9 protein-coding genes and 1 riboswitch are annotated in these 14,935 nt (G+C 64.5%); of the genes, 7 read left to right on the forward strand and 2 right to left on the reverse strand.

Going from position 1 to position 14,935, the window contains the following annotated elements:
- Window positions 1-17: 17 nt before the first annotated feature.
- The 3 genes from M5C56_RS11275 to metC are packed head-to-tail and all read left to right on the forward strand — an operon-like array spanning window position 18 to window position 4,041.
- On the forward strand, window positions 18-617 hold the full coding sequence (locus tag M5C56_RS11275) for a cysteine dioxygenase (protein WP_103494399.1): 600 nt from the start codon (window positions 18-20) through the stop codon (window positions 615-617).
- Window positions 614-1,270, forward strand: coding sequence for a glutathione binding-like protein (locus M5C56_RS11280; protein ID WP_103494398.1), 657 nt, complete (start codon window positions 614-616; stop codon window positions 1,268-1,270). The genes M5C56_RS11275 and M5C56_RS11280 overlap by 4 nt, the downstream gene beginning before the upstream one ends.
- 26 nt (window positions 1,271-1,296) lie before the next feature.
- Window positions 1,297-4,041 carry a cystathionine beta-lyase gene (gene metC / locus M5C56_RS11285; RefSeq protein ID WP_103494414.1) on the forward strand — a complete coding sequence of 915 codons (2,745 nt, stop codon included), beginning with the start codon at window positions 1,297-1,299 and terminating at the stop codon, window positions 4,039-4,041.
- Between the two features lie 16 nt (window positions 4,042-4,057).
- On the opposite strand, the gene M5C56_RS11290 is transcribed toward metC, so the two are convergent.
- Entirely contained in the window at window positions 4,058-4,963 is a 906-nt protein-coding gene (locus M5C56_RS11290) for an AraC family transcriptional regulator (RefSeq protein WP_100943409.1), read from the reverse strand.
- A 125-nt stretch (window positions 4,964-5,088) separates the two neighbouring features.
- Between M5C56_RS11290 and cobF the strand changes: the two genes are divergently transcribed.
- Together cobF and M5C56_RS11300 are read left to right on the forward strand one after the other, a co-directional pair.
- Window positions 5,089-5,838, forward strand: a complete 750-nt coding sequence (gene cobF, locus M5C56_RS11295; protein ID WP_103494397.1) for a precorrin-6A synthase (deacetylating) — start codon at window positions 5,089-5,091, stop codon at window positions 5,836-5,838.
- A 211-nt stretch (window positions 5,839-6,049) separates the two neighbouring features.
- Window positions 6,050-8,383 (forward strand): glycoside hydrolase, encoded by a 2,334-nt coding sequence (locus M5C56_RS11300; RefSeq protein WP_247263131.1) that lies wholly within the window; start codon window positions 6,050-6,052, stop codon window positions 8,381-8,383.
- Window positions 8,384-8,386: 3 nt separating this feature from the next.
- Here the strand turns inward: M5C56_RS11300 and M5C56_RS11305 are convergent, their stop codons facing one another.
- Window positions 8,387-9,679, reverse strand: a complete 1,293-nt coding sequence (locus M5C56_RS11305) for a glycosyltransferase family 4 protein (RefSeq protein ID WP_103494227.1) — start codon at window positions 9,677-9,679, stop codon at window positions 8,387-8,389.
- Between the two features lie 88 nt (window positions 9,680-9,767).
- Window positions 9,768-9,987, forward strand: a riboswitch (cobalamin riboswitch).
- A 94-nt stretch (window positions 9,988-10,081) separates the two neighbouring features.
- On the opposite strand from M5C56_RS11305, the gene cobW reads away from it, so the two are divergent.
- Window positions 10,082-11,149, forward strand: coding sequence for a cobalamin biosynthesis protein CobW (gene cobW / locus M5C56_RS11310; protein ID WP_103494228.1), 1,068 nt, complete (start codon window positions 10,082-10,084; stop codon window positions 11,147-11,149).
- Between the two features lie 3 nt (window positions 11,150-11,152).
- The gene (cobN, locus tag M5C56_RS11315; RefSeq protein ID WP_103494229.1) at window positions 11,153-14,926 is read left to right on the forward strand and encodes a cobaltochelatase subunit CobN; all 3,774 of its coding nucleotides are present in this window, start codon (window positions 11,153-11,155) and stop codon (window positions 14,924-14,926) included.
- Window positions 14,927-14,935: the final 9 nt, after the last annotated feature.

The raw sequence follows: 14,935 nt of genomic DNA on the forward strand, positions 1-14,935 counted from the left end.
CGATAAGGAGCCTGCCCATGAGCACCACCGAACGCGCCAACGTGATCGAATCTTTCCTGGTGAAAATCCGTGCCATCCATCAGCGCGGTGTTGACCGTGCCGCTTTGCAAGAGATCGTCGCCCTGTTGGAAGACCTTGCCGAGCGCCGCGACCTGTTCAACTTCGAAGCCTTTCCGGCACCGGTGGCGGGTGAGGGGAGTACCGCCTTCCGCTATCGCCTGAACGACGATGGCGAGACCCCGACCCTGTACCTCAACTCGCTGCTGCCGGGCAAGAACACCATCGCCCACAACCACGAAACCTGGGCGGTGATCAGTGCCGTCGAGGGCCAGGAACTCAACCGCGTCTATGCCCGCGGTGACGACGGCAGCGACCCTCGGCGTGCCGAGCTCAAGCTTGAGCGCGAAGTGGTGGTCCAGCCGGGCACCTCCATCGCTTTCCTCGGTGAAGACCTGCACAGCATCCGTGTCGATGGCGAGCAGGCGACCCTGCATTTCCATCTCTACGGGCGTCCGCTGGAATCCCTCAATGGTCGCTATGGCGTGCAGGACGACGGCAGTATCCTCAACTACAACGCTTCGCAGATGGCGCCTTCGATCAAGGCCTACGCGGCATGATCGACCTCCATTACTGGCCGACGGCCAATGGCTTGAAAGTCGGGATTCTGATCGAAGAGCTGGGGTTGGAATATCGCCTGCTGCCGGTGAACATCCGCCAGGGTCAGCAGCGTGAAGCGGCGTTCCAGCAGATCAGTGCCAATGGCCGGATTCCGGCCATTGTCGATCACCGGCCGGCCGACAACGGCGAGCCGTTGAGCCTGTTCGAATCCGGGGCGATTCTCAACTACCTGGCCGACAAGACCGGGCAGTTCCTCCCGCCGGCCGGCAGTCGCGAGCGGCGACGGGTGCAGGAGTGGCTATTCTGGCAGGTGGGGCATATCACGCCGTACCTGAGCCAGTGGCAGCTGTTCCGGGAAAAGGCCCCGGAGCCGATTCCCTTTGCCCTCGACCTGCTGCAGGGCGAAGCCACCCGGCTGTATGAAGTACTGGAGCGACGCCTGGCCCTGCAGGACTTTGTCGCGGGTGAATACAGCATTGCCGATATGGCGATCTTCCCCTGGATCCAGCCCGCCCGGCAGGGTTTCGACCTGGGCGACTACCCGGCGATCAACGCCTGGCGCGAACGCATCAAGGCCCGTCCGGCGGTGCAGCGTGCCTACGCCAGGGGCCGTGAACTGGCCGCGGGCGAGCGCTCGTTGGTGCTGGAATGAGCTCTTCACTGGAAAGCGGGGTTTATGTGAGTAAAACCATTACACCGGCACAGTTGCAGCAATGGCTGTTCGACGGACGGGAAATCGCCCTGTTCGATGTGCGTGAGCACGGTCAGTACGGTGAGGCCCATCTGTTTCACGGGGTGCATTTGCCCTATAGCCGCCTGGAGCTGGAGGTCCGTCGTCTGGCACCCGAGCCGCGAGTGCGGTTGGTGATCTACGACCAGGATGGCGGCGAACTGGCTGCCCGTGCCGCGCAACGCCTGCAGGCATTGGGTTATGAGCAGGTGCATGTGCTGCAGGGCGGTGCCGACGGTTGGCAGGCGGCGGGCCTGCAGTTGTTCGCCGGCGTGCATGTGCCGTCCAAGGCCTTTGGCGAATGGGTGGAAGAAGCCTGTCATACGCCGCATATCAGCGCGACCGAACTGGCTGACTGGCAGGCCCGGGGCGAACCCTTGGTACTGCTGGACGGCCGACCCTTCGACGAATACCGCAAGATGACCATTCCGGGCTCGGTCTGCTGCCCGAATGGTGAGTTGGGCTATCGCCTGCACGACCTGGTGGCGGACGAGTCGACGCCGATCGTGATCAACTGCGCCGGGCGCACCCGCAGCATTATCGGGGCCCAGACGCTGATCAATCTCGGGGTGAAAAACCCGGTTTATGCCCTGGAAAACGGCACGCAAGGTTGGTTCCTGGCCGATCTTCAGTTGGAGCATGGCAGTACCCGACGCTACAGCGATGTGGCGCCGCCGGTGGGTATCGAGCAGCAGCGCGAGGCGGCCCGCACGCTGGCCCGGCGTGCCGAGGTGCCGACGGTCACGGCGGCCCAGGTCACGGCCTGGGCACAAGCGGGTGACGGCAGTTTGTTCCTCTGCGATGTGCGCAGTGCCGAGGAGTTCGGTCTCGGCAGCCTGCCGGGCGCGCAACACACGCCGGGAGGCCAGTTGATCCAGGCCACCGATTTGTATATCGGTGTGCGCCAGGCGCGGGTGGTGGTGTTCGACGACGATGGCGTGCGCGCACCCATCGTTGCCAGTTGGTTGCGCCAGTTGGGGCACGATGCCCGGGTCCTGGAAGACGGGTTGTATAGCGGTTTGCGCTTGCCGCTGGCGGGCACCTTGCCATTGCCCGAGTTGCCCGCGCTTGAGGCGCAGGAGCTGTCCCGTGAACTGGCCGAAGACGCGCTGGTGCTGATCGACCTGCGTCCGAGCATGGTCTTTCGCAAGGCCCATCTGGCCGGTTCGCGCTGGTCGATCCGCTCGTTGCTCGCCGCTGAAGTCGCGGGCGAAGAGCGGCCCCTGGTGCTGCTGGCGGACGATATCGCCGTGGCGCAGTTGGCGGCCCTGGAACTGCCCGAGGCCCAGCGCCAACAGGTGCGGTTTTCCAGCGCGGACCTGTCGGCCTGGCAAGCGGCCGGGCTGACGCTGGTCAACGATGCGTCGGTGTTGCCTGACGAGCGTTGCATCGACTTCCTGTTTTTCACCCACGACCGCCATTCCGGCAACAAGGACGCGGCACGCCAGTACCTGGCCTGGGAAACCGGCCTGCTGGCGCAGATGACCCCGGCGGAAATCGCCAGCCTGAAACCGCTGGCACCGGCCAAGGCCCCCGTGGATGTGCGGACCCGGCTGGTTCACGCGGCCCGTACCCTCAAGGGCAGCGGCCCGCGTTCGGTGAACGTGCCGGTCACTCGCTTGAGCACCGTGCTGTTCGACAACCTGGCGGATATGCGTGACGCCCGCCGTCGCCGCGACAGCGAACGGGTCCTGAGCTACGGCGCTCGGGGCAATCCCACGGCCTTTGCCCTGGAAGACCTGGTGACGGAGCTGGAAGGCGGCCATCGCACGCGTCTGTTCGGAACCGGGCTGGCGGCGGTGGCGCAGACCTTCCTGGCCTATCTGCGTCCGGGCGACCATGTGCTGATTACCGATGGCGTCTACTTCCCGGTGCGGCGCCTGGCGAAGGAGTTCCTGGCGCCCTTTGGCATCGAGGTCGGTTATTTCCCGGCGGACGGCCGGGATATCGAGTCGCGTCTGCAGGCCAATACCCGCATGGTCTATTGCGAGTCGCCGAGTTCCCTGCTCTACGAACTGAACGATCTGCCGGCCATCGCGGCCTTGTGCAAGCCACGGGGTATCCTGCTGGCGGTCGACAACACCTGGGGTTCGGGCTACCAGTACCGGCCGTTGGTCCTGGGGGCGGATATCTCGATCATGGCCTTGACCAAGTACCTGTGCGGTCACAGCGACGTGGTGATGGGCAGTGTCTGTACCACCGAGGCGGCCTGGCCGGCGTTGGCGCGGATGAGCGACAGCTTTGGCAACACGGTGAGCCCGGATGATGCCTACCTGGTGCTGCGCGGTGCGCGGACCCTGGCGGCGCGCCTGGAGGTGCATCAACGCCAGGCGCTGGAAGTTGCTCGCTGGTTGCAGGCGCAGCCACAGGTGCGCCAGGTGTTCCATCCGGCCTTGTCCACGCACCCGGATCATGAGCTTTGGGTGCGGGATTTCGGTGGCAGCAACGGGCTGCTGTCGTTCGAGTTCGCTGACGCCGATCCCGGACAGTTGGAGCGCTTTATCGGGGCGTTGCAGTTGTTCGGGCTGGGGGCTTCATGGGGCGGCTATGAAAGCCTGGTGACCGTGGTGGATGTGAGCGAGCGGCAATTTGCCGAGCCGACACTGCACCCGGTGATCCGCTTGCATATCGGCCTGGAGGCGGTTTCTTCGCTGATTGAAGACTTGCAGCGTGGTTTTGCCGCCCTGGCGTAACCTGCCGACCACGGCTTCAGCCGTGGTTCTGCTCCGTCAGGCGCTGTACCGCCAGACGCCGGTAATGCGAGGGCGTCATGCCCTTGAGTTGCTGGAAGCGGCGGTTGAAGTTGGAGATATTGTTGAAGCCTGACTCGAAGCAGACATCGGTCACCGGCTTGTCGCCGTCCGCGAGCAATTCGCAGGACTTGCTGATGCGCAGGCGATTGACGAATTCGACGAAACAACGGCCGGTGGCCTGCTTGAACACCCGGGAAAAGTAGGTGGGCTTCATGCCCAGGTACTCGGCCACTTCTTCCAGCGGCAGCTCCCGGGCATAGTGGGCAAAAATATAGTCGACCGCCCGGTTGGTGCGGTCGATATTGTGCTCGTCGGCCAGTTGTGGTGTGGTAACACCCGACAGCAACTGGTAATCGTCACAGTTGCCGAGCAGCTCCAGCAGGATCAGGAAGTGACCGAGCCGGGTGACTCCCTGGGAGTCGGCGATACGTTGCATCAAGGTCGTGGCCTGGCGCACGGTGTGCTGGCAACGGAACTCGATGCCGTACTGGGCCCGTTCCAGCAGTGGCGTCAGGGTTTTCAGCTCGGCGAACACCAGATGGCCACTTTCGAACAGCTCGTCGGTGAAGTTCACCAGCATGTCGCGCTTGGGCACCACTTCGTCCTCGGCCACCTGGCTGATCCAGTTGTGGGGCAGGTTGGGGCCGGTCAGGAACAGGGTCTGTGGGTAGAAGTTGCCGATATAATCGCCAATGAACACCTTGCCGGAGCTGGCGACGATCAGGTGCAGTTCGTATTCCTTGTGGAAATGCCAACGGACCAGGGGGCAGGGAAAACCATGCTGGCGATAGATGATCGACAGGCCGTTGTGGTCGTCCATCAGCTCGTAGGAGGGGTCGGTGACGCGGGCTGCTCGGGTCATGCCTGGCTACTTGTCGTTTTTTGTTGTGGGCGCTTTCCGATAATGCCCTCATCCTTGCCATCGCGCCAGTTGCGCCGTACCCAAGAGGGGGACGTGCCAGGCGTCAGACAACCGGAGCGCCAGTCATGAAAACCCTTCTGCTGATCGGCATGGGCCCCGGCCACCCGGAGCAGATCACCGTCCAGGCGATCAATGCGCTCAATCGCGCCTCGGTGCTGTTCCTGCTGGACAAGGGCGAGACCAAGGACGATCTGTTGAATTTGCGCAAGGACATCTGCGAACGCTACATCCAGCAGCCCGGTTGCCGACAGGTCCAGGTCAGCGATCCGGTGCGCGAGGACTCGGCGGCGTCCTACGAGGCGGGTGTCGAGCACTGGCATCGACAACGGGCGGCCCTGTTCGCGCGGCTGATCGACGAGGAGCTGGGCGAGGATGAGTGCGGCGCGTTCCTGGTCTGGGGCGATCCGGGGCTCTATGACAGTACCCTGAGAATCCTTGAGCGGGTCCGTGCGCTGGGCGGTCCGGCGTTTGCCGTCGAGGTGATTCCGGGCATCAGCAGTATCCAGGTGCTGGCCGCGCAGCATCGGATTGCCCTGAATCGTATCGGCGAGCCGCTGCTGATCACCACCGGGCGACGGCTGGAAGCGGCTGATCTGGACAATGTGGTGGTCATGCTCGATGCCCGCTGCGCGTTTAGCCAGTTCGCCGACCAGGACCTGGAAATCTATTGGGGCGCCTACCTGGGGACCGAAGACGAGCTGCTGGTGGCCGGCAAGCTCCACGAGGTGGGCGAGCGGATTCGCCGTGTGCGCGAAGCCGCGCGCAAGCGCAAAGGCTGGATCATGGACTGTTACCTGTTGCGCCGGCCGCTGTAGGAGCGGAGCCTGTCGGATCGCCGCACCGCCGCGAAGGGGCCCGTGAGGCCGCTGAAAGCTTCGCGGCGGTGCGGCGATCCGACAAGCTCCGCTCCCACATCCACAGATTTTTAGTGCTTTCACTCGACTTGAGGAGAAGCGGACTACAGGGTCTTTTCTCCTCGGTCAGTTAAGGTTCATCGGTTTACACACCTGAATCGATGAGGACAACATGAAGGTCATGCCGCCGCGGTGGATGAATGATCGTCACTGCCTGCAGATCTGGCTGACCCTGCTCGGATGGACCTTGGCCCTGAGCGTCGAAGGGGCTTCCCAGGTCTACCTGCCTCATCGTTCAGGGACCTTTGTCGTCGACCCGGCGACCCTGGCCGTGTCCCTGCACCACAGCGACGAACATCGGTTCCCGGCCTTGCTCAGCGCCGCGGCCTTCGACGAGGACGCGCAGGTCATCGAGCGAGACGGTAACCGCTGGCGGGTCCGACAGGCGGACCAGGATTTCAGGATCGAGGTCGGGGTCGATGGGAATGCCCTGGTGGTCACGGTGCAGGCCGAACAACCGGGGCGGCTGGAGTGGCCCAGGCCCGTCGAGGACGGGGCGATCGAAGCCCATGCGATTCCCTTTGGCGAAGGCGCCTATATCCCCAGCGACGATCCGAAATGGCTCGACTGGCTGCTGCGGCGTTATCAGCCGGCCCGGCTCAATGGGGTGTTGTCGATGCCGTTCTGGACCGAACTGCGCAAGGACTGTTCCATCACCTGGATCGTCGAGACGCCGTTCAACACCAGCTTTGGCATCAAGGCGCAAAACGCCCGGCCCTTGCCGACCCTCAGCCATGCCTTCAATCGCCTGGCCCCCGGCGCGCCTTACCGGGTACGCATCGTCGTCGGCCCGCGGGAACCGCTGATCGGCGCACGGCTGTACCGCCAGTGGCTGCGCGATCACGATCAGTTCGTCTCGTTGCGCGAGAAAATCCACACTCAACCCCACGTTGCCCGCCTGGGCGGCGCGCCGCATATCTATCTGTGGGATGCCGGACCGCTGAAGGCGGGCGATATCCTGCACTGGCCGGAGTTCCTGCGCTTTTTTGCCCAGCACCGCGATGACAGCGATCACCTGGCCTCCAGGCTCTGGGGGGCCTTCGAGCTCAAGGCTCGAGAGGCCTTCCTGCTGGCGTTGGGTGAAGCCGATAGTGCCTTTGGGCAGGTCCCACCTTTTGCCCGGATCCAGGTGATCCGGGCGATCAATGCCGGGTTGCTCGCGGTGATCGGGCGTGAGGCCCGGGCACCCTTGCCCGGCAATCATGATCCCCTGGCCGAGGTGGCCTGGGCGCAAACGGTGCGTCAGCAGTTGCGCGAGGCCTTTGGTGATCTGCTGGCACCGGCCGAGCGCTGGGGTGGTGGTTTGTCCCTGGACACCGTTGCCGCCTTGCAGGGGGCGGGTCTGGCCCGGGCCTGGCTGGGCGCCGATGACTGGCGCGATGCCTTCTGGCACCCCGAGGCGGTGGACGCGGCCAAGGCCGCCGGCTACCTGGTGTCGGCCTACGACAGTTACGGCAGCGCGCATCCGTCGAATCTGCAAGCCAGTTGGGCGACCGCGAAGATGGGCGATGAACTGGTCGCCGCCGGTTATACCGACGAGCAGGGCAAGAAAGTCCAGGGCTTCAATGGCCGTGGTGTGTTCGTCAATCCGCGCAGCGTCGAGGCCTATGCCCGGCGGCGGATCAGCGCCGTGGCGCGGGCGGGGCGCCTGAACAGCTATTTTCTCGATGTCGACGCCGCCGGTCCCGAGTTCAGTGATTACACACCGGGTCGGGAAACCAGCCAGGCGCAGGATGCCGAGGCGCGCCGCCGGCGCCTGGCGTATCCGGTCCAGGCGCTGGACCTGGTCACGGGCAGCGAGGGCGGGCAGGCCTTCTATGCGCCGATCATCGCCTTCAGCCATGGCATTGCCACCCAGCCCTTTGCCTGGATGGACGCGGATATGCGCAAGAACAAGCGCTCGCGTTATTACCTGGGCGGTTATTGGCCGCCGGAAACCCCCAACCTGTATTTCAAGGCGGTCCCGCTCAAGCCGGAGGTGGCGCGCTTCGTGACGTCGGCCGAGTTTCGCCTGCCGCTGTACCAGATAGCGCTGCATGACAGCCTGGTCAGTACCCATCACTGGGAGTACGGCTCGCTGAAGTTCTCCAGCGAACGTGATGTCACGGCCTTGCTGCAGTTGCTGTACATGGTGCCGCCGCTGTATCACCTGAACGATCAGGTGATTTCCCGTGACCTGCCGCTGATCAGTGCCTACGACAAGGTGTTCCGGCCCTTGCACGAGCGCCTGTTCAGCCAGGCCTTGGACGATTTCCAGGTGTTGTCCGGGGATCGCCTGCTGCAACGCTCGACCTTTGCCGATGGCACGCTGATTACCGTCAACTTCTCCGTCAGGCCCAGCCGCACGCCGGAGGGCCGGCAACTGCCTCCGTTGTCGGCCCATGTGGTGGTGGCCGGCGAGCCGGCGCAACTGATCGAGATCCGCCAGCTCCTCGGTGCCTCCTGAGGCTCAGTCGACGCGGTTCTTCGCCTCGATCCACTGGGACATGTACTGGGTGCTCTTGTGGTGATGGTGGCGCAGCATCGCCCCAGTGAAATTGTTCCGACGGTGGGCCGCCAGATCCTCGCGGCAGGCCTGGATCCGGGCAATCAACGCCGGGCCGTGGACCCGACGCTCATAACGGGCGGCGAGCAGCACCTGGCCGTTGGCCTGGGCCTGCTGCCACAGCGCACGGTCCTGGTAGAGACGCACGGCCGATTGCGCCAGGGCGACGGCGCTGGTTTCGATGGCGCCGGCCCAGGGCAGCTCACCGTGCATGGCTTCGGCGCCGATGGGGGTGGTGACATTCGGTGTGCCGCAGAGCATGGCGTCAAGGATCTTGCCCTTGATCCCGGCGCCGAAACGCAGCGGCGCCAGGCACACCCGTGCCGCGGCCATGACCTGCAAGGCGTCCTCGGCCCAGTTCATCACATGAAAGCCCTGGGCGGGGTTATGCAGCGCAGTGGCCTTGGGCGGGGTGTAGGCGCCATAGATATGCAACTGGGCCGTGGGCAGCTGCTGGCGGATCAGCGGCCAGATCGTGGTCTTCATCCAGAGCACGGCATCCCAGTTCGGCGCGTGGCGGAAGTTGCCGATGCTGAGAAAGTGCGCGCGCTCATCGAAATCGCGGTACGCCGCCGTGGGCATGTCGATCATCAGTGGGCACCAGTGCAATAGCGCCGCCGGGACCTTGAACTGCTCGATCAGCAACTGCGACTCGACATCGGAAATCATCAGGTTCAGGTCCGAGCGGTAGATGGCGGCGATTTCCCGCTGGGCCTGATCGGTCGCGCTCATCTGTTCGAACATCTGCCGCTGGTCGGGGGCGAACAGGGTGCTGAAGTCATTCAGGTCCTGATCGTCTTTCAGGCGTGCCTTGAGCTGTTGCTGGCGGGCATCGCGCAGGCTTTGCAGGTCCGAGGTCTCCAGCACCCGCAGGGCCCCGGGACAGTGTTTTTCCACGCGCCAGCCGAACTGCTCTTCCATCATGAAACGGTCGAACAGCACCACGTCGGGTTGCAGGTCGGCGACAAAACTGTCGAAGCTGCTGTTATTGAGCTCGATGCGACATTCCTCGATGCCCAGGCTCGCCAGGTCGGCCTTGTGCTCGCCGATAACGGCCGGGCTGGCGAAGGTGATGCGCCAGCCGGCCTCGAGAAAGCTTTCGAGGATCTGCATCATGTGCCCGCCGGCGGCCGACGAGCGCGGTTCCGGCCAGACATAACCGATAACCAGGACCTGGGTGATGTCGGTGGCGTTCATAACAGGATTCCTTGAAACGGGCAGGGCGGGAAAAGGGGCGCAATTAAACCACAGCGGCGCTCGCGATTGACCTGCCCCGGCGCACTGCGTAGCCTTGCAGCTTCGAGGTTCTTCGGCGCTCGGCCGAAGCTAAGAAGGGAACGCGGTATGCCGCGGCTGCCCCCGCAACTGTAAACGGTTCGATAGCCCTGCAATGCCACTGCCTACGGGCGGGAAGGCGCAAGGCCCGGCCGGTTCGCCTGCTTTCGAGAGCAAGCGCGACCGCCAGACCGTAAGCCAGGAGACCTGCCTCGTCACCGTTTCTCACTACAACCGGGCGGGGTGATCCGGTGGCGAACGCATCCGCGCCCAAGGGCCGCGGTTCTCGTCCCGTATGCCCGCCACTTTGCCAAAGGGCATCCGATGAAAACACTGGCCAAGCTTCCCGTCACCATCGTCACCGGCTTTCTCGGCTCGGGCAAGACCACCCTGTTGCGCCATATGCTCGACAACGCCCAGGGCCGCCGCATCGCGGTGATCGTCAACGAGTTCGGCGAATTGGGCATCGACGGCGAGATCCTCAAGCAGTGCTCCATCGGCTGCAGCGAAGAAGAAGCCAATGGCCGTGTCTATGAACTGGCCAACGGCTGCCTCTGCTGCACGGTCCAGGAAGAATTCTTCCCGGTGATGCGCGAACTGGTGGCGCGCCGTGGCGACCTCGATCATATCCTTATCGAAACCTCCGGCCTGGCGCTGCCCAAACCCCTGGTACAAGCCTTCCAGTGGCCGGAAATCCGCAGTGCCTGCACCGTCGATGCGGTGATCACCGTGGTCGACAGCCCGGCCGTGGCCGCCGGCACCTTCGCCGCGTTCCCGGACCAGGTGGATGCCCAGCGCAAGCTCGACCCGAACCTGGACCACGAATCGCCGCTGCACGAGCTGTTCGCCGACCAACTGTCCAGCGCCGACCTGGTGATTCTCAACAAGGCCGACCTGATCAGCCCTGAAGACCTGGCCCGGGTGCGCCTGGAAGTGGCCGAGGAGCTGCCGCCGGCGGTGAAAGTCATCGAAGCCAGCAGCGGTCGCCTGCCCCTGGACGTGCTGCTGGGCCTGGGCGCCGGTTCCGAGGAGCATATCGACGGTCGCCACAGCCACCATGATCACCACCACCACGATGACGATCATGACGACCACGATCATGATGCCTTCGACTCGATCTCCCTCGAACTGCCGCAAGCCGATGAAAGTCTGCTGCTGGACGCCCTGACGCAACTGGTGGTCAAGCACGGTATCCTGCGGGTCAAGGGTTTCGCCGCGATCCCGAACAAGCCGATGCGCCTGCTGATCCAGGGTGTGGGCAGCCGTTTCGACAAGCATTTCGACCGCGCCTGGACGGCGGACGAGCCACGTGTCACCCGCCTGGTGCTGATCGGCCAGGAACTGGATGCCGCGCTGCTCGAATCGACCCTGCGCGCCGCGCTGACTGTCTGACCCATGCATCTGCTCAGGACCCAGCCCGGCGGTTTTGTATCGGATGACAATATCGCCGACCTGGGGCAAACCCCCGCCGAGCTGGTGATCCTCTGCAGCGGCGACTCAAGCCTGGCATTGCTCGCCGAAGCGGCGCGGCAACTGCCTGAAAATTACCCCAGTCTGCGCCTGGCCAACCCCATGCAGGTGCAGAACCACGCCTCGGTCGACCTCTATTTCGACCAGGTGCTGCAACACGCCCGGGTCATTCTGTTGTCTCTGCACGGTGGGATCGGTTACTGGCGCTACGGTATCGAGCGGTTGGTGCAACTGGCCGAGCGCGGGGTGACCCTGATCCTGGTACCGGGGGACGACCGTCCGGACCCGGAACTGAGCGACCTGAGCACGGTGCCCGCCGAGGAAGGCCGGCGGCTTTGGCATTTTCTGCGCCAGGGCGGCATGGGCAATGCCCTGGACCTGTATCGCTGTCTCGCCAACCTTTGGTTGGGGCGCGACTACTCCTGGGCCGAGCCGCAACCCTTGCCGCGCACGGCGATCTATCATCCTCGCCATGGCAGCGTCGGACTGCCTGCCTGGCGTGCCGACTGGCAGGCCGGGCAACCGGTCGCGGCGGTGCTGTTCTACCGCTCGCACTTGCAGGCGGCCAATACCGCCTTCGTCGATGTGTTCTGTCAGCGCTTGCAGGCGGCAGGGCTCAATCCCTTGCCGATTGCCGTGGCCAGTCTCAAGGAGCCCGCTTGCCTGAGTGTGGTGGAGGATCTGCTGGACGAGGTGGCGGCCGCGATCATCCTCAATACCACCGGATTTGCCCAGTCCAGCCCCGAGGCTCCCCATCTGCGGCCGTTTCGCCGGGATATCCCGGTGATCCAGGCCATCTGCGCCCAGGACAACGAGCCCGGCTGGCAGGCCAGCGAGCAGGGCCTCGGGCCCCGCGACCTGGCGATGCATATCGCCTTGCCGGAACTGGACGGGCGCATCATCAGCCGGCCCATCAGCTTCAAGGACCTGGCCTGGCGCAGCGAGCGCAGCCAGAGCGATGTGGTCTGCTACCGCGCCCAGCCCGAACGCATGGATTTCGTTGCCGAACTGGCCCGTCGCTGGATCGATCTGGCACGGCTGCCCAATGCGGACAAGCGCGTTGCCCTGATCCTCGCCAACTACCCGACCCGCGATGGGCGGATCGGCAACGGCGTGGGCCTGGATACCCCGGCGGCGGCGCTGAATATCCTGCGGGCGCTCAAGGAGCAGGGTTATCCGTTGAGCGAGGATTTGCCTGAAAGCGGCACGGCGCTGATCCAGGCCTTGCTCGGTGGTGTCAGCAACGATCTCGACAGCCTTGACCTGCGGCCGTGTCACCAAAGCATGGCGCTGGCCGATTACCAGACGATGTTCGAGCGCCTGCCCGAGGCCAATCGCCAGGCGGTCATCGCGCGCTGGGGCCGGCCGGAACAGGACCCGATGTTCCGTGGCGGGCGGATGATGGTCGCCGGGCTGCGTTTTGGCCTGACCTTCGTCGGCATCCAGCCGGCCCGGGGTTATCAGGTCGATGCCAGCGCGGTCTACCATGACCCGGACCTGGTGCCGCCCCATGGCTACCTGGCGTTCTATTTCTGGCTGCGACACACCTACGGCAGCCATGCGCTGATCCATGTCGGCAAGCACGGCAACCTGGAGTGGCTGCCGGGCAAGGGCGTCGGGCTGTCGCAGCAGTGCTGGCCGGATGCATTGCTGGGGCCATTGCCGAATATCTATCCGTTTATCGTCAACGACCCGGGCGAGGGTGCCCAGGCCAAGCGCCGCACTCAGGCCGTGATCATCGATCACCTGATGCCGCCGTTGACCCGAGCCGAAACCTACGGACCGCTGCGGGATCTGGAGTTGCTGGCTGACGAATACTACGAAGCTCAATTGCTCGACCCACGGCGTGCCCGCGAATTGCAGCGTGACATTCTCAAGCTGGTGCGCGAGACGCAGATCGACCGTGAACTGCAACTCGACGCGGGCCTGGACAGCGATGCCGACGCGGCGATCTGGCTGCCCCGGTTGGACACCTACCTGTGCGACTTGAAAGAGTCGCAGATCCGCGACGGCTTGCATGTGTTCGGCGAATCGCCGAGCGGGCGCCTGCGCATCGACACGCTGCTGGCCTTGCTGCGGATTCCCCGTGGCGACGGGCGCGGTGCCCAGTCCAGCCTGTTGCGGGCCTTGGCCAAGGCCTTTGAAATGGGCTTCGATCCGTTGGACTGTGCCCTGGCCGAACCCTGGAATGGGCCCCGGCCTGAGTCGTTGCAAGGCGTCAGCGAGGAAACCTGGCGTACCGCCGGTGACAGCCGCGAGCGCCTGGAACTGTACGCAGGGCAACTGATCGAGCGGGCGTTGCAAGCCGGGATCGATTGGCCGGACACGGCGTTGTGGACCGATGTGCGGCTGATCATCGATGGCTTGCTGACGGTGGTCGCCCCGCGCCTGGATGCTTGTGGTCCGGCGGAGATGAATGGCCTGCTCGATGCCCTGGCGGGTCGCTTCGTGCCGGCGGGTCCCAGCGGCGCGCCGAGTCGCGGACGCCTGGACGTATTGCCCACCGGGCGCAATTTCTTTTCCGTGGATGTGCGCAACCTGCCGACCACCACCGCCTGGCGCATCGGTTTTCAGTCGGCCAACCTGATTCTCGAACGGCATTTGCAGGACCATGGCGATCATCTGCGCCAGCTCGGCCTGTCGGTCTGGGGCACGGCGACCATGCGCACCGGCGGCGACGATATCGCCCAGGCCATGGCGCTGATGGGCGTGCGGCCGGTGTGGGCCACGGGTAGCCAGCGGGTCGACGATTTCGAGATCTTGCCCCTGAGCCTGCTGGACCGTCCACGGGTCGATGTGACCCTGCGCGTGTCCGGGTTTTTCCGCGATGCCTTTGCCAACCTGATCCGCCTGTTCGACGCGGCCGTGCAGGCCGTGGCGGCGCTGGACGAACCGGCGGATATGAACCCGTTGGCTGCCCGGGTCCGCGCCGAGCGCGAGCAGTTGCAAGCCGAAGGTCTGGATAAGGAACAGGCGGCCCGTCAGGCCGGCTGGCGAATTTTCGGTGCCAAGCCCGGGGCCTATGGCGCCGGGGTGCAGAACGCCATCGACGGGCGCTTGTGGCAGAGCCGCGAGGACCTGGCTGAGGTCTACCTGAACTGGGGCGGTTATGCCTATGGCGGCCAGGATGAAGGCACGGCGGCACGTGGACAGTTCGCGCAACGCTTGAGCCAGGTCCAGGCGGTGCTGCAAAACCAGGACAATCGTGAGCACGACCTGCTCGATTCCAATGATTACTACCAGTTCCAGGGCGGCATGCTGGCGGCGGTGGAAACCCTGCGCGGCGAACAGGCCGCCAGCTATCATGGCGACCACAGCCAGCCGGACCTGCCGAAGATCCGCACCCTCAAGGATGAGTTGAACCGGGTGATCCGCTCGCGGGCGGCGAATCCGAAATGGATCGACGGGGTCAAGCGCCATGGTTACAAAGGCGCTTTCGAGCTGGCGGCGACCGTCGACAACCTGTTTGCCTTCGACGCCACCACTGGCCTGATCGACGATCACCAATACGCGTTGCTGGCGGATGCCTATCTGCTGGACCCGGACACCCGTGACTTTGTCCGCGAACATAATCCGGCAGCGCTGCGGGATATGACCGAGCGCTTGCTGGAAGCCCAGCAACGCGGGTTGTGGAGCGAGCCCGGCGAGTACCGCGAGGCGCTGGAAAACCTGCTGCTGGATATAGAAGAAGATTCCTGAGGTGTGCAA

It is taken from the genome of Pseudomonas sp. MWU13-2862 (genome assembly GCF_023242495.1).
GTDB classification, from domain to species: Bacteria; Pseudomonadota; Gammaproteobacteria; order Pseudomonadales; family Pseudomonadaceae; genus Aquipseudomonas; species Aquipseudomonas gingeri_D.